A 21,175-nucleotide genomic window follows, 5' to 3' on the forward strand; every position below is an offset into this window, starting at 1 on the left:
AGAAGAAAGGAGGAAAAGGGGTGACAGACACTAAGATTTCACAATTATCGTCCATGTTGCAAGGTATGAAAAACATGGCTTCCACAGTGGAAACATCAAAGAAGGCAGAAGCAGCATTCGGAGCATTATTGAACCAAACGGCAGGCAAAGGGTATGAGGAACAGTACTCATGGACAAGTCAGATAGGAAAAAACTCTGTTGCGGTAGGAAGTAATCAGGTGATTTATGAAAAAGAAGCTGCACAGAACAACTTCAAAGATACGAGCTTTGTGAAAGCAAGCAGTTCTGACATTACCAGTAAACTATCGGAAGATGCTCAGGAACAAATAGAAACAGTTGTAACTGAAGTAAAGAATGTTCTGAAAGAAAAATTAGGTGTGTCGGAAGAAGAACTGGTTCATGTAATGGAAGAGTTGGGACTTACAGTATTGGATTTGTCAGAACCAACAAAAGTCACACAATTGGTAATGGAACTTACCGGAAGTCAGGATGGAAGTGAGTTGCTAGTAAATCAGGATTTTCAAACATTAATGTCCCAGATAACAGAACTTTTCGGACAACTGACAGAAGGTTTGAATTTGACAACAGAAGAGTTACAACAATTATCAAAACAGTTGACAGAAATGCAACAGAATATAGTTGTAGAAGAAGTACCGGAACAGGTTCAGACGGAAAATGTTTCTGAGGTAGAAGTAAAAACAGAAATAGAACCGGGAACAGAATTGCAGGATAATATAGTGCTTGCAGAGGCAGAAGAAACAGTAACGCAAAGTGAGCTCAAGACAAAAGAAAAGACAGTTTCAGATACTGCAAAGCAGGTGGAAACCGAAGTCACAGAGGAAGTAGAAGAAAAGACGCTGGTAAAGCAGATTGAAAATGTGACAGAAGAAGATACTAGCGAAGAATCCAATAGTGATGAAAGTAAGCAGAAAACGGCAACAGCAGAGTCTGATGTTAAACCACAGGCAGAAACAAAGGGACAGCAGACACAAGTAAGCTTCCAGACAACCACACAGACCATAAATAATGGTCAGACAGTAGAAGTTGTGCAGACGGTAACGCAATCTCAGATTGATGTAGAGAGTATTTTGCGTCAGATTAGCCAAATGACTAGAATCAGTGTTACACAGGCACAATCATCTATTGAAATGCAGTTGAATCCGGAGAATCTGGGTAAGGTTTATTTACAAGTGATTTCGAAGGATGGTGCTATCACAGCACAGATTGCTGCACAGAATGAAGCTGTAAAAGAAGTATTGGAAAGCCAGATTGCAGTCTTGAAGGAAAACATGAATCAACAGGGCATGAAAGTAGAAGCAATTGAAGTAACTGTTGCCAGCCACGAATTTGAACGGAATCTGGAAGAAAATCAGGGGAATCCGTCAAAAGAGCAGCAGGAAGCAGAAAAACCTTCCAGAAGAGGAATCAATTTAAACAATCTGGATGAATTGGAAGGAGTAATGTCCGAAGAAGAAACATTGGCAGCAAAAATTATGCGGGATAATGGAAACAGTGTAGATTTGACCGCATAGGAAAGGAGAAGATATGGCAGTTATACAGCAAGTACAGGATGGAAAGGTAGTAGATACTTCAGCGTCCAGTCAGTCTTTATCAAGTGTAACCAAGTCTGATAACAGTTCCTTAGACAAGGAAGCATTTTTGCAGTTGTTAGTAGCGCAGATGAAATATCAGGACCCATTAGAACCGACGTCAAATACAGAGTATATTTCTCAGTTGGCAACATTCTCATCACTGGAAGAAATGCAGAATTTAAATTCCACTATGGAAACTTCACAGGCAACTAATTTAGTAGGAAAAACAGTTATTATGAAGGTGACTAGTGCGAGTGGTGAAACTACTTATGTAACAGGACAAGTAGATTACATCGTACGAGAGAATGGAAATACATATTTGTCTATAAATGATGGATTGTATTCCTTGGATGATTTAGATACGGTTGTTGATGAAGATTATTTGGAGGCAACCAATGCAGCAACAGCATTCCAATATATGGTGGCAAAGTTACCAAATGTACAACGACTTTCCTTATCAGATAAAGATAAGGTAGAAGAGGTTCGTAAATTCTATGACGAATTAACGGATTACCAGAAACAGTACATTACGAATAATGTAGATAAGGCATATATGGAAAAATTGGAAGCGTTGGAAGCTGAATTAAAATCCTTACTCGAAAATGCAAACACCAACACAGATGGTGATGCAGATACAAATGATAGTAACAACACGGATGGAGATAACTCAGGCGCTACAGCGTGAGGAAGCAGGGAAGCTTAGAATGGAGAGATTGCTATGAACAAGATTTCAAATCAGTTCTCTTCGATAGAACAGATAACAGACCGGTATCTGAAAAAGGATGGAAGAAGTTCTGTAAGCAATAATGCGGAATTGTCCTTTGGTGAGATATTAAAACAAAAACAGGCTGTTAACGAAAGTTCTGTATTAAAATTTTCCAAACATGCATCACAGCGTTTACAAAGTAGAAACATAGAGCTTTCAAATGAACAGAAAGAACGCTTGGAGACAGGGGCGGAAAAAGCAGAAGCGAAGGGAATGAGAGAATCCCTTGTGATTGTAGATTCGTATTCCTTTATTGTGAATGTACCCAGTAAGACTGTGGTGACAGCAATGGATCAAAACGAGTCAGAAGAAAACATTTACACAAATATTGATGGCGCTGTAATTATGTAGCTGGACCGTAAGGAAGCTAAGGTCTTTGAATGACAGAGAAGACCATGCAGCGAAAGATTAGGAGGTCATTTCACTATGATGAGATCATTGTATTCTGGTGTATCAGGATTAAAAACACACCAGACAAAAATGGATGTAATTGGTAATAATATTGCAAACGTAAATACGGTTGCTTTTAAATCATCCTCAACAACATTTAGCGAGATTATGTATCAGACCATTTCCAGTGCATCTGGAGCAACTCAGACAAAGGGTGGTATCAATGCAAAACAGATTGGTCTTGGTGTTACAACAGGATCTACTTCTGTAAATATTACATCTCCGGGAGCAACTCAGACTACAGGTGATGCATTTGATTTAAAGATTACAGGAGATAGTTTCTTTATTGTAAACAATGGTACAGAAAATCTTTTTACCAAGGCAGGGGCGTTCTATATTGATGGAGCTGGAAACCTTGCAACCAAGGCAAATGGTTATAACGTTATGGGGTGGCAGGTAGATCCGGCAACCGGAACGATTAAAAAGGATACGGTATCTGCACTTCGAATCATGCAGGAAAAGAATTTGACATCTTCACCGGAAGCAACAACGGATGCAACTTGCGGAGGTATTTTGGATGCTAATAATACAAATGTTAACAGTGCAAATGGTTATACCATGAATTTGAACTTCTATGATGCATTAGGATACAGTTATACAGCAAAGTTTGCAATAAAGACTTCAAATCCGGATACAAAGACATATACAATAGAACTTTCTGATATTTTGGATTCTACGAATCATTCTATTTTGAATGACTATTTGGATACTACAATTCCGGGAAACGCTGCCCATTCAATGGCTGATATTTTTGGTCAACAACAGAGTACAAATGTTACGAAAAATTTAGCAACAGGTTATGCCAATATTACACCAGGTACGACCGGTACCGTTGATAAGACTTTGAATGATGGAACAGTAGTGACCCTAACATATGACACAAATACAGGAAACTATGTAGGAAACAATAATGGTACTCAGATTGTTAGTACACCACAGGAAATTTATGGATTGTCAACAGAAGAACAGGCCAATTTTGATCCAGCAAACATTCAGGCAGATGGAACTTATCAATATACTCAGCTTAGTTATTCCTATGAATTAGATTATGATGAAAATACAGGGTTATTCAACTATATTGGAGCTGCTGGAAATAATACTCAGATTCTTAATATGAGTGCATTAGGTGGTAATTTTGCGGATATTACTATTGATTTTAGTACAACGAAGAACATGGATAACTCCGGAAAGTGTACCATGGATATTGATACAGGAAATGTAAACGACAGTACTCTTGGAAAAGGTAAGAAATTGGGAGCACTAACAGGATTACAGGTAGCTGAAAATGGTGAGATTTACGGAAGTTATGATAATGGTAATACCGTATTGTTAGGACAGATAGCTGTTGCTGTATTTTCTAATCCATCTGGTTTGGAAAAGGTTGGAGATAACTGTTATCAGAAAACATTGAACTCTGGAGAATTTGATGGAATCGGACAGGATATCACAGCAGATGGTGGCAAGATGAATAGTGGTGTTTTGGAAATGTCTAACGTAGACCTTTCTACTGAATTTACAGAAATGATTACTACACAGAGAGGTTTCCAGGCAAATTCCAGAATTATTACAACATCCGATACACTTCTGGAAGAGTTGATTAATTTGAAACGTTAATTTTTAAATAATTAATACGACATTTTGGGGAATTATATGACAATATTCCCCAAAATGTGGTATAATAAAGAGGTGAACTCTATGATAGAAGTTACAAAGCTAAATGGAAGTAAGGTTTTGATTAATGCAGAATTAATCGAATCGGTAGAGGAGACCCCGGATACTGTCATTTCTTTTGTCACTGGAAAGAAGATAATTGTAAAAGAAAGTAGACAAGAGATTAAAAATTTAGTAATATTATATAAGAGAGATTTTATGACAACTGGGCTTAGCTGGCTAACCCCAGATGAAAAGAAAGAACAGTTGTGATGAGGAGTCAAGGAGCGGATTTCTCATAGAAGAAAAAGAATAATTTCATGGATGAAGAGGGTAGGTGGCTAAGTTGGATATAGCGTCTTTAATTGGATTTTTATTAGGTGTCGGAATGTTTGTTTTCGGCGTTATTTATGGCGATGATGGTATTAATGTGGCGGCATTGGGAAGTTTCTTACATATACCATCCGTGCTGATTACCATTGGTGGTTCATTAGCGGGTGTACTTGCTTCCCATACACTGGAAGACTTTATAAATGGTCTAAAGGGATTTGTGAGAATTTTTAAGGCATCTAAGGCAGATATAAGTGAAGTGATTAAGAATATTATTGATTTATCGAATATAGCACGAAAAGAAGGACTCCTTGCACTGGAAGAAGCAGCAAATGGAATTGAGGATGAATTCTTGAAAAAGGGTGTTATGCTTGTTGTAGATGGTACGGATCCGGAATTGGTAAGAGGAATTTTAGAAACGGACTTAACTTGTATTGAGACAAGGCATAAAAAAGTAATTGGATTTTGGCAGAAATGGGCAGAATTAGGTCCTGCTTGGGGAATGATTGGTACATTGATTGGTTTGATTAATATGTTAAAAACAATGAGTGACCCTTCTACCGTCGGACCGAGTATGTCAGTAGCATTGGTTACTACTTTGTATGGTTCTTTGTTAGCAAACTGGCTTTGTAGTCCGGTTGCAAATAAATTAATTGTTAATAACGATGTAGAAATTATGATTAAGGAAGTTACAGTGGAAGGACTTTTGTCCATTCAGGCAGGTGAGAATCCTCGTGTAATTGAAGAAAAACTGAAATCTTTCCTGTCTCCAAAGATGAGAGAGAGCATGTCGGAGGAACAGGCCGGAGGTGAGGCATAGTGGCTAGAAAGAAAAAAGAGGAGCCGCAAGGTGGCGGTGCTAGCTGGATGAATACCTTTGCCGATTTGATGAATCTGTTGTTGTGTTTCTTTGTATTGTTGTTTTCAATGTCTACTGTAGATGCAGAGAAGTTTGATCAGTTGATAGCATCCTTGCAAAATAGTTTTAGTATTTTCCCTTCGGGAGGAGCATCTATTGGAGATGGGATGATGGTATCTTCTGGCGTGAGTCAGTTGGAATTTTTGGATACCTATTATACTGAGGGCGCAAATTCTGCTTCGGAAGAAGATGGAGAGAGCGAAAGTGAACAACAGGAAGAACAGGACTTAAAAGCGGAATATGAAGAAGCTGCTTTAAAAGAGTCTGAGCAAATGGCAGAGGCGATTGAACAGCAGTTGGCGCAGTTACAGATTGCAGATCAGGTAGAAGTAGAATCTAATGCACAGTATGTGATGTTGACGCTAAATGGAGCATTGCTGTTTGATAGTGCCAAATCAGAGATTCGAGAGGATGCATTGCCATTAGTGGATAAGTTGTCCACGATATTGCAAAGTTATGATAGTAATCGTATTTATATAGAAGGACACACAGATAATGTCCCGATACATAATGATAAGTATGAGAATAATGATATTCTTTCTTCTTATCGAGCGCATTCTGTTAAGAATTATGTATTATCAAAGACGTCATTGGACCCAGCTAAAATAAGGGCAACCGGATGTGGGGAGTACAATCCCATTGCAGATAATTCTACACCGGAAGGAAGAGCAAGAAACCGAAGGGTAGAAATAAAAATATATAATTCCTATAATTCTAATTAGAAAGGAAAGACAGTATGAAAAAGAATTTAATGAGCGTTTTAATTCTGGCACTGGTACTTGCAAATTTAATTTTGACAGCAATCCTTATGATTTCTGTTGTACCACAGTCAAAAAAGGCAAATGAATTGATTACAAAGGTATGTTCAGCAATTGATTTGGAGTTGGAAAGTGGAAAAGAAGAAGGAGCAATCAATGTTCCAATCGAGCAAATCGAGGAAGTAAAGATTTCAGAGGGAGAGAAAATGACAATCAACTTGAAGAATACAGATGGAAAAGACCATTATGTAATGATGTCAGTTTCTGTTACCTTAGATACAAAACATGAGGATTATACAGATGCAAAAGCTATTACAAACAAAGAAGGAATCATCAAGGATGAAATCAATAAAATTGTATCTAGCCATAGTATTGATGATATGAGAAATGATACAAAGGGAATTCAAAATGAAATTTTAAAGAGCCTTCGTAAGATGTATGATTCTGATTTCATTGTAAGTGTTGTGTTCTCAGATATCAATTATCAATAGAGAAGTAAAAGTAGTTAATGTCAGGTGGTGAAAGAAAATGGGAGAGGTCTTATCGCAAAATGAAATAGACAGTCTGCTGAATGCTCTCAGCAATGGAGAGTTAGATGTAGACGAGATGAAAGACACCGGGGAAAAACAAGTAAAGAATTATGATTTTGCAAGACCTGCGAAGTTTTCCAAAGAACATCTTAGAACAATGGAAATTATTTTTGAGCATTATGGGCGATTGCTATCTACGAATCTTCCGGTATACTTAAGAAAAAATATCCAGGTTGAGGTAATGAATTCAGAAGCTGTTACTTATTCTGAATTCTCAAATGCCTTGTCGAATCCGGTGCTTCTTGGAATTGTAAACTTTGCGCCGATGCCGGGAAATATTATTATGGAGTTGGCATCAAATTTGGGATATGCGATGGTAGATCGTATGTTAGGCGGTGCAGGAGAACCGTTGGAACGAACCAGAGATTTTTCGGAGATTGAGTTACTGATTATAGAGAGAATTATGAATGTGTGTATCAATCTTTTGAGAGAACCATGGGAGAATGTTGTGGATATTCATCCGCGTTTAGAGCGAATAGAAACCAATTCACAATTTGCACAAATCATATCTCCTAGTGAAATGATAGCAATTATTACTATCAATCTGAAGATTGGAGATGTGGAAGGATTGATGAATGTGTGTCTTCCATATATGACTCTGGAAGATATAATGGATAAGTTAAATACGAAATATTGGTATTCTACCATGCAGGAGTGTGATGAAAAAGAGTATACCGAAGTAATTGAGGCAATGATTTCAAAAGCTCCAATGCCGGTAAAGGCAGTGTTAGGAAAGAGTAATATTTCGGTAAATGATTTTGTTAATCTACAGGTTGGAGATATTATCCGACTAGATACCAAAGTAGACCAGGAGTTAGAAGTATACGTTGGTAATATAAAAAAATTTACTGCTCTGCCCGGTGCTTCGGACGAACAATATGCAGTAAGAGTTACATCAGTAATTAGAGAGGAGCAGTGAGAAGATGGATGGTGTTTTATCACAAGAAGAAATTGAAGCGCTGTTGAGTAATGATGCCAATGATGACACAGTAGAAATGGCGGAAAATGATGAAAATGGGTTAACACCGGATGAAATCGATGCAATCGGAGAAATTTCCAATATAAGTATGGGAACTGCCGCTACAACGTTATTTTCACTAGTAAACCGTAAAGTTGATATCTCAACTCCGGTAGTTTCTTTTGCAAATTGGGAGGATATTGTAGATTCTTACGAAAAACCTTGTGTATTTATTCGAATTGCTTATACAACGGGGTTAGATGGAAGTAATCTTTTAGTTTTAAAAGAAAGAGATGTTAAGGTTATTACTGATTTGATGATGGGAGGCGATGGTACTAACACGGATGGCGAATTAGGAGAGTTACATCTGAGTGCTATCAGTGAAGCAATGAATCAGATGATGGGTTCTGCAGCAACATCATTATCTTCCATGTTAAACAAGATGATAGATATCAGTCCGCCAGCTGCAGATTTGGTTGATTTAAAAGATTCTGTAGATGAAGCAGGTATAGCAGAATTTTTAACTGGACAATTTGTAAAGATTTCATTTAAAATGGAAATTGGAGATTTGGTAAATAGTGAGATAATGCAGTTGTTCCCCTTCTCCTTTGCAAAAGAGATGTGCGCAGGAGTTGCAAAGACTATGGAAGAAGATGTTTCTTCTACAGAGGCAGCCCCACAATCTGCACCGCAGCCAGTACCACAAACGGCACCGCAGATGCAGTCACAGCCACAACCACAGATGCAGCCGATGATGGGGCAGCCAATGATGGGAGCGCCTATGAATAATAATATGACACAACAGATGTACACACAGCAGCCGGTTAACGTACAGCCGGCACAATTCCAGGCATTTGCCGGAGATTTTAATCCAGTAACACAGCAGGAGAACATAGGATTGATTATGGACGTACCGCTGGAAGTAACTGTGGAATTAGGAAGAACAAGCAAATCCATTCAGGATATTTTGGAATTTGCACCTGGTACAATCATTGAATTAAATAAGATTGCCGGGGAACCTATTGATGTGCTGGTAAACGGAAAATATATTGCCAAAGGTGAAGTAGTGGTAATTGAAGAAAGCTTTGGTATCCGTATTACAGAGATAATAAATAATTAAGAAATTAAATCTAGAAAAAAGATGTAAGGAGAGAAACAGATGGCAAAGAGTATTTTAATATGTGATGATGCAGCATTTATGCGAATGATGATTAAGGACATTTTAACAAAGAATGGTTACGAAATTGCAGGAGAAGCAGAAAATGGAGCAAAGGCAGTAGAAAAATACAATGAAACAAAACCGGATTTGGTATTAATGGATATTACCATGCCGGAAAAAGATGGAATTCAGGCTTTGAAAGAAATTAAAGCAGGAGATCCTTCTGCAGCCGTTATTATGTGTTCTGCAATGGGACAGCAGGCAATGGTTATTGAAGCAATTCAGTCTGGAGCAAAGGATTTTATTGTAAAACCGTTTCAGGCAGAACGTGTATTAGAAGCTGTTAAAAAAGTAGTAGGTTAGTATGATTTTACTTGAAATATCTTCAGGATGGGAAAGCTTTTTTCAGTTGATTGGCGTTTTGCTTATATTCTTGTTTGTATTGGCGATTACATATTTTACAACTAAGTGGATTGCAGGCTACCAGAAGGGAGCTATGTGTAACAAGAATATAAACGTCATCGAAACTTTTCGAGTGAATAATAATAAATTTATTCAGATTATTCAGATTGGAGAGAAGTATTTGGCAATTTCTGTGTGCAAAGATACTATAAATGTATTGACAGAATTGACCAAAGAACAGCTGACATGGCTTCCGCCGGAAGATGAAAAGGCAGTTGCTAAGACTCCGAACTTTCAAGAGATTTTTGAAAAATTGAAGGGAAAATTCCCTGGGAAGTAGGCAAAGTTTTATGAAAAAGCTGAAAAAAATATATTGTGGAACTTCCTTTGCCTTTGGAACGATTACCTTGATTCTGGCATTAGTTTTATGCTTGGGACAGAATGCATATGCAACAGAAGCAAATCAGGACTTAACAGAACAGACGACCAATGAAGTGGGACAATTGGATAGTGGGACACAGAGTCAGGTACAGGGTGCAACTACTGATAATACCAATGGAGTACATGTGACCTGGAATAATGAGGATGGAGATTTCTCAGGGAATTTAAAAATATTGCTGGTGCTTACCGTAATCTCGTTAGCACCATCAATTTTAATCATGCTGACTTCATTTACTAGAATTATTATTGTTCTGCATTTTGTAAGAAATGCAATTGGTACACAAACAGCACCACCAAATCAGGTGTTGATTGGATTAGCATTGTTTCTGACATTGTTTATTATGAATCCGGTTTTTACGGAGATTAATGAAAATGCAATTAAGCCTTTTGACGCAGGTGAAATTACACAGGAGCAGGCAATCGAAGAAGGGGAAAAGCCTTTAAGAAGGTTTATGTACAAGGAAACACAGCAAAAAGATTTGAATCTGTTTTGCGATATAGCAGGAATAGATGATATTGATACTAGTGATGAAGAACAAGTAAATCAACTTTCTATGACAATTATTATTCCGAGTTTTATTTTAAGTGAATTGCGTACCGCATTTATCATGGGATTTTTGATTTATGTTCCGTTTATTGTAATTGATATGGTAGTGGCATCAGTACTTATGTCTATGGGTATGATGATGTTGCCGCCTACAACGATTTCCTTACCATTTAAGGTGTTACTATTTGTTCTTGCAGATGGCTGGGATTTGGTAATTGGAAGTCTTGTGAAGACATTTTATTAAGTAGAGGTGGATACAGATGATTACAGAAGGACAGGTCTTGGATATAGCAAAAGAGGCGTTGTATCTTATTATAAAAACGTCAGCACCTCTACTTTTAATTTCACTGATTGTAGGTTTGGTAATTAGTATTTTCCAGACGGTCACCTCCATCCAGGAGCAGACATTAACATTTGTTCCCAAGATTATAGCTGTTTTTCTGGGACTTATGCTCGTAGGTGGATGGATTTTAGAAAATTTAACAGGCTTTATGACAGAATTATGGAATAATTTTGGCCTGTATTTACGATAGGTTGACAAAAGTTATGGTAAATTATGAGTTTTCAATTTATACATTTGAATATTTTCTGATGATATTGGTAAGGATTGCATCATTTGTATCTATTGCACCGTTTTTTGGAATGAAGAATACCCCTAATCGTGTGAAAATTGGGTTGTCGGTATTTACATCCTTGATTCTATATCAAGTAATGTTGCCGAAGGAACCGCTGGAATATTCTGGAGTAATAGAGTTCGCCATCATCATCTTGAAGGAAGGAATTACAGGATTGCTCATTGGATTTGCGGCAAATATTTGTAATTCCATTGTTTTATTCTCGGGTAAAATGATTGATATGGAAATTGGAATGGCTATGATGAATGTTTTTGATCCATCGTCCAATCAGCAGGTGGCAATTTCAGGACAGTTCTATAATTATATGATAATGATGTTATTAATAGTAACCAATATGCATCATTACATTTTAAGGGCATTGATAGATTCTTATCAGGTAATTCCTATCAATGGAACTGTTTTTCAGTGGGATAGTTTATTAGCAACTATGACAGCTTATATGACAGATTTAGTAGTAATTGGATTTCGAATTATATTGCCGGTATTTGCTACTAACATGATTTTGAATTGTATTCTTGGTGTGATGGCGAAAGTATCCCCTCAAATGAATATGTTTGCGGTGGGTATTCAGTTAAAGCTTTTGTTAGGACTTACAATTTTGTTTGTAACAATAGGGTTATTACCTAATATTTCAAATTTTATTTTTACAGAAATGAAAAAAATGATGGTTTCAATAATTGAAGGAATGTATTAACGTGGAAGAAGAAAAGTATTTTTTCTTGGAGTATAATCTTCAGTGGTTTGCAAAAGATGGGGAAGGTGGAGAAAAGACCGAACCAGCTACTGCTAAGAAGTTAAGGGACGCCAGAGAAGAAGGGCAGGTGGCCAAAAGTAAAGAATTGAGTGCTGCCGTTGATTTGATTGCTTTATTTCTGGTGTTGAAAATATTTATTTCTTATATTGGGGAAAATCTCATAAGCATGTTCCCGGTTATCTATAAAAAGATGCCGGATATTATAAATGACAGTGCAGGAGGAATGTCTATTTTTTCTGCCACAACAGTAGTCAATAATGTAATGCTTGTCATTTTAAAGATTGTGGCACCGGTATTTGTAGTAGGTGTTTTGGTCTGTATCTTGATTAATATTTTCCAGGTAGGATGGAAAATTACAACTAAGCCTATGCGGCCGAAGGCAAGCAAGATAAATCCATTAAGTGGATTTAAGAGAATATTTTCCAAGGATTCCCTCTTTGAATTGGTGAAATCAATTGCTAAAATAGCATTGATTGCATATGTAGCTTATACCGCTATTAAAGGGCATCAGAATGAGTTGTTTTTGTTGTATGATATACCGTTGATGCAAGTTATCATCCTAGTTGGAAGCATTGTGATAGATGCAGGATTTAAAATTTCGTTGGTTTATCTAGTGGTTGGTATTGCGGACTGGTTTTATCAGAAACACAAATTTAAAGAAGATATGAAGATGACCAAGCAGGAAGTAAAAGATGAGTATAAGAATACAGAAGGAAATCCTGAAATAAAGGGGCGCCAACGTTCTAAGATGCGTGAAGCATCACAGAGGCGTATGATGCAGAACCTTCCTACTGCAGATGTGGTCATCACCAACCCGACTCATTTGTCAGTTGCAATTAAATATGATGCAGATAAGAATTCTGCACCAGTGGTTATTGCAAAGGGAGAAGATTATCTGGCGATGAAAATTCGTGAGATAGCAAGAGAAAATAATATTGAGATTGTAGAAAACAAGCCTTTGGCGAGAATGTTATACGCTAACGTGGAGGTTGGTGCAGAGGTTCCGCCAGAGTTATATCAGGCAGTAGCAGAAGTATTAGCTTTTGTATACAGTTTGAAGAATAAATAATTAATAAAGAAACAGAGGAGGAAATAGCATGAAAAAGGCAGATTTGGGAGTGGCATTATACATATTGGCAGCCGTTATTTTCTTTATTGTTCCCATTCCTTCTATTTTATTGGATATCATGCTGGCTTTTAATATCGCAGTTGCTTTGGTAATACTAATGAATGCGTTATTTGTAAAAGAAGTGCTAGATATGTCATTTTTCCCGACACTGTTATTATTTACTACTATTTTTAGAATTTCCTTAAACGTTTCTTCTACACGTTTGATTTTAAATACAGGAAATCCAGGAAATGTAGTTCGAACTTTCGGAGAATTTGTTGGTGGAAATGATTTAATTATTGGTGCAATCATATTTGTTATCTTATTGATTATTCAGTTCGTAGTAATTAATAAAGGTTCCGAACGTGTTGCAGAAGTAACGGCCAGATTTACGTTGGATGCAATGCCAGGTAAACAGATGGCGATTGATGCAGATTTGAATACTGGTATTATTAGTGAAAAACAGGCAAGAGAACGTCGTGATAAGATTCAGCAGGAGTCTAGCTTTTTTGGAGCCATGGATGGTGCTACCAAATATGTAAAAGGAGATGCAATGGCAGGTCTTATTATTACATTTATTAACCTGGTTGGTGGTACAGCCATGGGAATAATAAATCAGGGACTTGCCTTTGGAGATGCGATAAGCCAGTTTGGTATTCTTACTATTGGTGATGGATTATCCAGTCAGATTCCATCTTTATTAATTTCTCTGGCAACCGGTATTTTAGTAACAAAGGCATCTAAGGAAGCTGACTTTAGTCAGATATTAGTAAAACAGTTATTCGGAATTCCAAAAGTATTGTATATTGTGGGTGGAGTTTTGATTTTTTTAGGAATTACCACACCTTTGGATTGGAAATTGTTTATTGCTTTAGGAACAGCATTTATTATAACTGGTAGAAGTGTAGAAAATAGCATTGGTATTGAAGCTATTGAAGAAGAAGTGGATACGGCAGAAACCCAGGCGGAAGAGATTCGTAAGCCTGAAAATGTGGTATCTTTGTTACAGGTAGATCCGATTGAATTAGAATTTGGTTATGGTATTATTCCGTTGGCAGATGTCAGTCAGGGAGGGGATTTACTGGATCGTGTTGTAATGATACGACGTCAGATTGCTTTAGAACTTGGTATGGTTGTGCCGATTATTCGTTTGCGCGATAACATTCAGCTGAATCCAAATCAGTATATTATTAAAATAAAAGGAATTCAAGTAACGGAAGGCGAGATTTTGTTTGACCATTACATGGCAATGAATCCGGGGTTTGTAGAAGAAGAAATATCCGGTATCCCAACCTTTGAACCTTCTTTCCATTTGCCAGCGCTGTGGATTACAGAAAGTCAGAGAGAACGTGCGGAGAGCCTTGGATATACGGTAGTAGACCCACCTTCTATTATTGCAACACATTTGACAGAGGTAATCAGAAGTCACGTGGACGAATTGTTGACAAAACAGGATGTACAGAATCTAATTAATAACGTAAAAGAAAGCAATCCGGTATTAGTGGATGAGTTGATACCGAAATTGCTTGGAATTGGTGAAATTCAGAAGGTACTGCAGAATCTTTTGAGAGAAGGGATTTCCATTCGTGATTTACTCACAATTCTGGAAACACTTTCTGATCATGCTGCAACTACCAGAGATGTTGATGTGTTAACAGAGTATGTAAGACAGAGTCTGAAACGTGCTATTTCCAGCAAGTACTTTCCTGCAAATGAAGTTACTAGTGTAGTAACTTTAGATCCAAAGGTAGAACAGGAAATTATGGCCTCTGTAAAGCAGACAGAACAGGGGGCATATTTGACTTTGGACCCGGAAAAGACGAAGGCAATTATGGCTTCTCTGGAAACAGAAATTGCAAAATTAGAGAATCTTGGCAAAAATGCCATTATTATTACGTCGCCGATTGTGCGAATGTATTTTAAAAAGTTGACAGAAGATTATTTTAAAGACTTGATTGTTGTTTCCTACAATGAGGTAGAGTCTAATATTGAATTACAATCAGTAGGGATGGTGAGCCTTTCATGACAATAAAGAAATTCCAAGGAAAAACAGAAGAAGAAGCCACTTTAAAGGCAAAACAGGAATTTGGGGCAGGGACAGTTATTATGAATGTAAAAGAAGTGAAGCCCAAAGGATTTTTTAAAGCATTTAAAAATAGTACATATGAAGTTACTGCGGCAGTAGAAGAAAATGAGAGAGCAGTTGCTATAAAAACACCGGAGATACCTAAGCCGGGCAAAATAGATATTTCTGCGGATGAGGACATTCAGATTCCAAAACCGGAAGAAACGAAGAAGAATGATTCTGTAGCTGTAGAAAATATGTGGGCTTCCTTGGAAGAAAAAATGAAAAATGAAAGCAAAAAGGAAATAGCTGTAGAAAATAATCTGGAGGAAAAATTAGAAAGTCTTCAGAATTTTCTGGAAAAGAAGTTGGCTCCGGAAGAAACCAAGGAAGAAGAACCGCAAGAAGTTCCGGAGGACGAAGGATTTAAATTTATGAAGATGATTTACAGCATTCTATTAGAAAATGAAGTAGATGAAAAATATGTAAATCAGATTATGGATGAAGTAGAGACAGTGAGAAAGAATGGTTCTAGTGTGGATCATATGCTCTCTAGCATTTATCAGAAGATGATTTTGAAATTTGGTCAGCCACAACCGATTGAATTAACTGAAAGTAAGCCGAAACTGGTATTTTTTGTAGGCCCTACTGGAGTTGGGAAGACAACAACAATTGCAAAGATTGCATCCAGATTTAAGGTAGAAAAGGGAAAAAAAGTAGCATTATTGACAGCCGATACATATCGTATTGCTGCGGCAGAGCAACTTCGTACATACGCAAATATTTTGGATACTCCTATTAAGGTGATATATTCTGCTGAAGAATTGAACGATACCTTACAGGAATGGAAAGACTATGATTTAGTATTGGTGGATACAGCAGGGCTCTCTCATAAGAATGAAGAACAGAGGAATGATATTAAAAATCTGATATCAGGTGTGTCAGAGGAATATGAAAAAGAAATATATCTAGTATTGAGTGCTACCACAAAGTATCGTGACTTGAAAGAAATTGTAGATGCATACAAGGCAGAGTTCGAGTTTAAATTGATATTTACAAAGTTGGATGAGACTAGCTGTTACGGAAATATTTTAAATATGAAACTGTATACCGGAGCTGATTTATCTTATGTAACATGTGGGCAGAATGTACCGGAGGATATAGAAGTTTTCAATATGCAGAAAAATGTAAAGATTCTGCTTGGAGGAAAATAATTTATGGATCAGGCAGAACAGTTAAGAAATATAGTAAAACAGAAAAATCAACAGATTGTTTCAAATGCAAGAGTGATTACTGTTACTAGTGGAAAAGGGGGAGTGGGAAAATCAAATGTAGCGGTAAATTTGGCGGTTCAAATACGGAAATCAGGGAAGAAAGTTATTATTATTGATGCAGATTTTGGACTGGCAAATGTAGAAGTTATGTTTGGCGCAATTCCAAAATATAATTTTAGCGATTTAATCTACCGTGGAAAGAGTATTCGTGATATTATATCATTAGGACCGATGGAAATTGGATTTATATCTGGTGGTTCCGGTATAGCGGGGGTGAATAATCTAACGCGAGAACAGATTGAGTATCTGATTAGCAATATGAAAGAGTTGGATCAGATGGCAGATGTAATCATTATAGATACCGGAGCTGGAATATCTGATAGCGTTTTGGAATTTGTACTTGCAAGTCCTGAGATTGTTTTAGTTACTACGCCAGAACCAAGTTCTTTGACAGATTCCTATTCTCTACTGAAAGCGTTATATCGAAATTCAGAATTTCAGTGGGAAAAGAAGAAAATCAAAGTGGTTTCCAATCGTGTAACATCAGTAGAAGAAGGAAGAGCTGTATTTGAAAAATTGAATACAGTAGTAGGACAATTCTTGGATGGAAGCTTGGAATACTTAGGAATGCTTCCACAGGATAGTATGTTGGAAAAGGCAGTAAGACAGCAAAAACCAGTTACTATTTCTTATCCAGAAGCAAGAGTGTCCAGAGCATTTGAGGCATTGACAGAATATTTATTGGAAGAAAAAGAAAGTCAATTCCAGATGAAACGGGGAATTGCACAGTGGTTTTCCAGCTTAATTAGCAGAAGAAAATAAGAATAGAGGTGCAAAATGAGTTTCAATCTTATTCGTGTAGGTAACAAAATTGATATTCGGGTATTACAGCAGGTAGACCAGGAAAGATCCGAAGGAATTATGGCAAAGGTATATAAGAGTAGCGTGCAGGATATAAAAAAGAACGGATTGTTAGAAATATCGATGCCTATGTACGCGGGAAAAATGGTATTACTTTCTGCAGGGGTTCGTTATGAGTGTATTTTTTATACTGCAAATGGACTTTATCGATGTGTAGCGCAGGTAAAAGAACGCTATAAAGTAGCGGGGTTATATATGCTTCTGATGGAGCCTAAAAGTCCAATGGAGAAATTTCAGCGCAGGGAATATTTTCGATTTGAATGTGCTATGGATATAGATTACTGTAAGATTACAGAAGATGAGGCAAGGATAGAAAATATTGAGGAGCTGAAAAAAAGTCACAAAGAAATGTCACCGGAAGCGGAAATGCGTCAGGGAATTGCAGTAGATTTAAGTGGTGGTGGAATCCGTTTTGTGGCAGAGGAAGAGGGAAAAAAAGGTGAATATCTATTAATTAGCATTTTCCTTAGAAGCATTGAGGTAAATCAATTATTGGAAGTTGCCGGAAGAGTACTTTCTTGTAATAAAATACAAGGGGATGCAGGACAGGGAAAATACGAATATCGGATACAGTTTTTAATGAAAAATCAAAAGAAACGAGAAACAATTATTAAATATATTTTCGAGCAGGAGCGCAAAAACAGGCAAAAAGGATGATAGTATGAAGAAGAATATTTTAGTTGTTGATGACTCTGCACTCATGAGAAGGGTTATATGTGATATAATCAATACAGATAGTACATTTCAGGCAACTGATGTATGTAGAGATGGTCTAGAGGCATATGAGAAGCTAAAGACAACAAAGTATGATGCAGTTGTCTTAGATGTAAATATGCCGAGGATGGATGGCCTGGAATTACTAGAGAAATTGCAACAAGAGCATATTAGCGCTACCGTTATTATGGTAAGTACCACTACAACCGCAGAGGCAGAAGTAACCATGTTGGCTATGGAACGCGGGGCAGTTGATTTTGTTGCAAAACCATATAACATCATAGAGGCAAAGGGCGAAGATTTCAAAAGAAAGCTATTAAGTGTTTTGCAGGCAGTACTGAAGAGTGGAAATGCGGAACGATTTTTTGAAACAACTCCAAAACCATCCGCAAAACCTATAGTTTCTAAGGCTGTTTCAGTTGCCAAAACAGCGAGGACAGCTGGGAAAAAATTGGTTGCGTTGGCGTGCTCTACAGGAGGACCAAAGGCATTGCAGAGTGTAATTCCATATCTTCCGAAGAACATGGATGCACCTATGGTTCTTGTACAGCATATGCCAAAGGGATTTACAAAGTCCATGGCAGAACGTCTGAATGAAATCAGTGAAATTTCCGTAAAAGAAGCAGAAGAAGGAGATATACTGAGAAAAGGGTGGGTTTACGTTGCACCAGGCGGTAAGCACATGGAGATAGTAAAGACCGGAGGTGGCGAACACAAGATTCATTTGAATGATGAGCCGGCAATTGGCGGACTAAGGCCGTGTGCAAACGTAACCTATGAATCTTTACGGACAAGCGATTTTGACAAAATTGTTTGTGTGGTTTTGACAGGAATGGGAGCAGACGGGACAAAAGGAATTCTTTCTTTAAGAGAAAAAAAACCTTTACATGTAATCGCTCAAAATGCTCAGACTTGTGTTGTATATGGTATGCCAAAAGCAATTGCAGATGCAGGTGTTGTAGATGAAGTAGTTCCATTAACGGAAGTAGCACCAACAATTATTAAGAATGTGGGGGTACGTTAGTATGGATGTAAGCCAATATCTTGAAATTTTTATTGATGAAACAAACGAACATTTACAGAATTTATCAGATTGCATTATGAGTCTGGAAAAAGATCCAGAGAACATGGATACCATTAATGAGATTTTCCGTGCTGCACACTCCTTGAAAGGAATGGCAGGAACTATGGGATTCAAACGTATGCAACATTTGACCCATGATATGGAAAATGTATTCCAGGAAGTGCGCAGTGGTAATATGAAAGTTACCAGTGGACTGGTAGATGTATTATTCCAATGCTTGGATGCGATTGATGCATACTTGGAGAACGTAAAAGAGAGTTCTGATGAAGGAACCGAAGACAATGAGGCAATCATTCAGGAACTGAATGATATTTTGGCAGCAGAAACCGGAAATGTATCAGAAGAAAAAACAGCAGCTGCACCTCAGCAGGAAGAAAAGAAAGAAGAAGCAAAGAACGACGAATACGAGAAACGGTATTTTAGTGTAGAATTATCTGAAAAAGAAAAAGATTCTATTAAGAGTGCAGAAGAAAGAGGAATGAATGTATATGGAATTACTGTATATATTCAAGAGGAATGCTTGTTAAAGGCTGCTCGAGCATTTTTGGTTTTCAAGGCTGTAGAAGACTACGGAAATATTTTAGTGTATTATCCAAGTTCTCAAGATATTGAGGATGAAAAGTTTGAAAATGATTTCAGTTTCTTCTTAGAGACAGAAGCTCCGTTAGAAAAAATTATGGAAGTTTCTAAGGCTGTTTCTGAAATTGCAGAAGTTGTGGGCGAAAAAGTGAATTATAAGGATTTGGTAGCAGTAGCAGAAAAGAAGGAAACTGCTGAGGTGGAGACAGAAAAAACAGCACCTGTAGCAGTAGCCGCACCGGCAGAAAAAACAGCACCTGCAAAAACTCAGACTAAGGCAGCAACAACTAAGAAACAGGCGGCAGGAAAGCCGGTTACCAACCGCACCGTCCGTGTGGATATTGAAAAATTGGATGCATTGATGAATCAGGTCAGTGAGTTGATTATTGCAAAGAATTCATTAGTGTCTATTAGTAGCACAGAAGGAAGTAGTTTGCAGAGTCAGACTTTCCATGAACAAATTGAATATCTGGAAAGAATTACAACTAATTTGCATGAATCTGTTATGAAAGTTCGAATGGTGCCAATTGAGAGTGTTGTAAACAAGTTCCCGCGTATGATTCGTGATTTATCTAAGAAGTTAAATAAAGAAATGGAACTGATTATGACCGGTGAAGATACGGAATTGGATAGAACTGTTGTAGACCAGATTGGAGATCCATTACAGCATCTGCTTCGTAATTCTGCTGACCATGGTTTAGAGAGTGGAGAGACGCGTCGAAAAAGAGGAAAGCCAGAAAAAGGTACAATATGTTTAAATGCGTTCCAGGAAGGAAATAACGTTATTATCGAAGTAAGTGATGATGGTAACGGTATTGATACAGAACGCGTGAAAGAAAAGGCAATTGAACGTGGTCTTGTCACACCGGAACAGGCGGAGGCACTGAGCCAGAAAGAAATAATTGACTTCTTGTTTATGCCAAGTTTCTCCATGGCAAAACAGATTACGGATATTTCCGGTCGTGGAGTAGGACTTGATGTAGTTAAGTCTAATATTGAAGCACTGGGCGGAGATGTAGAAGTAAAGAGTGTCATGGGAGAAGGAACTAAATTTATTGTAAGATTACCATTAACACTGGCAATTATTCAGGCATTGATGGTAGAAGTACATGATGAAAAATATGCAATTGCATTAGGTTCTATTCAGACCATAGAAGATATTCCGGTAAGTGAGATTAAGTATGTACAGGCAAAAGAAGTAATTCATATTCGTGGTTCTGTCATTCCTTTGATTCGTTTGGAAAAAGTATTAGATATGGAACCGACAGAGGAAGAAAAAGAAAGCCTGACCGTTGTTATTGTTAAGAAGGGCGAAAAATTCGCCGGTCTTGTGGTAGATAACTTAATGGGTCAGCAGGAAATTGTTATCAAATCTATTGGAAAATACATTAATAATACTAAGATTATTAGTGGCGCAACTATCCTTGGAGATGGTGAAGTAGCATTAATCTTGGATGCAAATGTGTTGTTATAGGGGGT

The 21,175-nt window shown here is 37.4% G+C and carries 22 protein-coding genes; all 22 read left to right on the plus strand.

The genetic code is table 11. From position 1 onward, the window contains the following. Window positions 1-20 precede the first annotated feature (20 nt). Window positions 21-1,532, plus strand: a complete 1,512-nt coding sequence (locus tag BIV20_RS06660) for a flagellar hook-length control protein FliK (RefSeq protein ID WP_075719333.1) — start codon at window positions 21-23, stop codon at window positions 1,530-1,532. Window positions 1,533-1,545: 13 nt separating this feature from the next. Continuing rightward, window positions 1,546-2,277, plus strand: coding sequence for a flagellar hook assembly protein FlgD (locus BIV20_RS06665; protein ID WP_075719335.1), 732 nt, complete (start codon window positions 1,546-1,548; stop codon window positions 2,275-2,277). 33 nt (window positions 2,278-2,310) lie between these two features. Beyond that, entirely contained in the window at window positions 2,311-2,709 is a 399-nt protein-coding gene (locus BIV20_RS06670; RefSeq protein ID WP_075719337.1) for a TIGR02530 family flagellar biosynthesis protein, read from the plus strand. A 75-nt stretch (window positions 2,710-2,784) separates the two neighbouring features. Beyond that, on the plus strand, window positions 2,785-4,422 hold the full coding sequence (locus BIV20_RS06675; protein ID WP_075719339.1) for a flagellar hook protein FlgE: 1,638 nt from the start codon (window positions 2,785-2,787) through the stop codon (window positions 4,420-4,422). A gap of 81 nt (window positions 4,423-4,503) precedes the next feature. Then, a complete protein-coding gene (locus tag BIV20_RS06680; RefSeq protein ID WP_075719341.1) occupies window positions 4,504-4,731 on the plus strand; it encodes a flagellar FlbD family protein in 228 nt (75 codons plus the stop codon). Window positions 4,732-4,804: 73 nt separating this feature from the next. Then, window positions 4,805-5,608 carry a motility protein A gene (locus BIV20_RS06685; protein ID WP_075720035.1) on the plus strand — a complete coding sequence of 268 codons (804 nt, stop codon included), beginning with the start codon at window positions 4,805-4,807 and terminating at the stop codon, window positions 5,606-5,608. Further along, window positions 5,608-6,429, plus strand: a complete 822-nt coding sequence (locus tag BIV20_RS06690; protein ID WP_075719343.1) for an OmpA/MotB family protein — start codon at window positions 5,608-5,610, stop codon at window positions 6,427-6,429. The genes BIV20_RS06685 and BIV20_RS06690 overlap by 1 nt, the downstream gene beginning before the upstream one ends. A 14-nt stretch (window positions 6,430-6,443) precedes the next feature. After that, window positions 6,444-6,956 carry a flagellar basal body-associated FliL family protein gene (locus tag BIV20_RS06695; protein ID WP_075719345.1) on the plus strand — a complete coding sequence of 171 codons (513 nt, stop codon included), beginning with the start codon at window positions 6,444-6,446 and terminating at the stop codon, window positions 6,954-6,956. 37 nt (window positions 6,957-6,993) lie between these two features. Then, window positions 6,994-7,974: a flagellar motor switch protein FliM gene (gene fliM, locus BIV20_RS06700; RefSeq protein WP_075719347.1), complete on the plus strand. Its 981-nt coding sequence runs from the start codon at window positions 6,994-6,996 to the stop codon at window positions 7,972-7,974. A gap of 4 nt (window positions 7,975-7,978) precedes the next feature. Then, window positions 7,979-9,133: a flagellar motor switch phosphatase FliY gene (gene fliY, locus BIV20_RS06705; RefSeq protein ID WP_075719349.1), complete on the plus strand. Its 1,155-nt coding sequence runs from the start codon at window positions 7,979-7,981 to the stop codon at window positions 9,131-9,133. A 39-nt stretch (window positions 9,134-9,172) separates the two neighbouring features. Beyond that, window positions 9,173-9,535 (plus strand): response regulator, encoded by a 363-nt coding sequence (locus BIV20_RS06710; RefSeq protein ID WP_075719351.1) that lies wholly within the window; start codon window positions 9,173-9,175, stop codon window positions 9,533-9,535. 1 nt (window position 9,536) lies between these two features. Then, window positions 9,537-9,914: a flagellar biosynthetic protein FliO gene (locus BIV20_RS06715; RefSeq protein WP_075719353.1), complete on the plus strand. Its 378-nt coding sequence runs from the start codon at window positions 9,537-9,539 to the stop codon at window positions 9,912-9,914. A gap of 10 nt (window positions 9,915-9,924) precedes the next feature. Continuing rightward, complete coding sequence (gene fliP / locus BIV20_RS06720; RefSeq protein ID WP_075719355.1) at window positions 9,925-10,806, plus strand: flagellar type III secretion system pore protein FliP; 882 nt, start codon at window positions 9,925-9,927, stop codon at window positions 10,804-10,806. 16 nt (window positions 10,807-10,822) lie between these two features. After that, entirely contained in the window at window positions 10,823-11,095 is a 273-nt protein-coding gene (gene fliQ, locus BIV20_RS06725) for a flagellar biosynthesis protein FliQ (RefSeq protein ID WP_075719357.1), read from the plus strand. Between the two features lie 13 nt (window positions 11,096-11,108). Beyond that, window positions 11,109-11,891 (plus strand): flagellar biosynthetic protein FliR, encoded by a 783-nt coding sequence (gene fliR, locus BIV20_RS06730; protein WP_075719359.1) that lies wholly within the window; start codon window positions 11,109-11,111, stop codon window positions 11,889-11,891. A gap of 1 nt (window position 11,892) precedes the next feature. Then, on the plus strand, window positions 11,893-13,020 hold the full coding sequence (gene flhB, locus BIV20_RS06735; RefSeq protein WP_330554467.1) for a flagellar biosynthesis protein FlhB: 1,128 nt from the start codon (window positions 11,893-11,895) through the stop codon (window positions 13,018-13,020). A gap of 28 nt (window positions 13,021-13,048) precedes the next feature. Beyond that, entirely contained in the window at window positions 13,049-15,085 is a 2,037-nt protein-coding gene (flhA, locus tag BIV20_RS06740) for a flagellar biosynthesis protein FlhA (protein ID WP_075719363.1), read from the plus strand. After that, window positions 15,082-16,338 (plus strand): flagellar biosynthesis protein FlhF, encoded by a 1,257-nt coding sequence (flhF, locus tag BIV20_RS06745; protein ID WP_075719365.1) that lies wholly within the window; start codon window positions 15,082-15,084, stop codon window positions 16,336-16,338. The genes flhA and flhF overlap by 4 nt, the downstream gene beginning before the upstream one ends. 3 nt (window positions 16,339-16,341) lie before the next feature. Next, window positions 16,342-17,220: a MinD/ParA family protein gene (locus BIV20_RS06750; RefSeq protein WP_075719367.1), complete on the plus strand. Its 879-nt coding sequence runs from the start codon at window positions 16,342-16,344 to the stop codon at window positions 17,218-17,220. A gap of 15 nt (window positions 17,221-17,235) precedes the next feature. Further along, on the plus strand, window positions 17,236-17,976 hold the full coding sequence (locus tag BIV20_RS06755) for a flagellar brake protein (protein ID WP_075719369.1): 741 nt from the start codon (window positions 17,236-17,238) through the stop codon (window positions 17,974-17,976). Between the two features lie 4 nt (window positions 17,977-17,980). After that, window positions 17,981-19,057 (plus strand): chemotaxis-specific protein-glutamate methyltransferase CheB, encoded by a 1,077-nt coding sequence (cheB, locus tag BIV20_RS06760; protein ID WP_075719371.1) that lies wholly within the window; start codon window positions 17,981-17,983, stop codon window positions 19,055-19,057. A 1-nt stretch (window position 19,058) separates the two neighbouring features. After that, window positions 19,059-21,170, plus strand: coding sequence for a chemotaxis protein CheA (locus BIV20_RS06765; RefSeq protein WP_075719373.1), 2,112 nt, complete (start codon window positions 19,059-19,061; stop codon window positions 21,168-21,170). Window positions 21,171-21,175: the final 5 nt, after the last annotated feature.

It is taken from the genome of Roseburia sp. 499, from assembly GCF_001940225.2.
GTDB lineage: Bacteria > Bacillota > Clostridia > Lachnospirales > Lachnospiraceae > Petralouisia.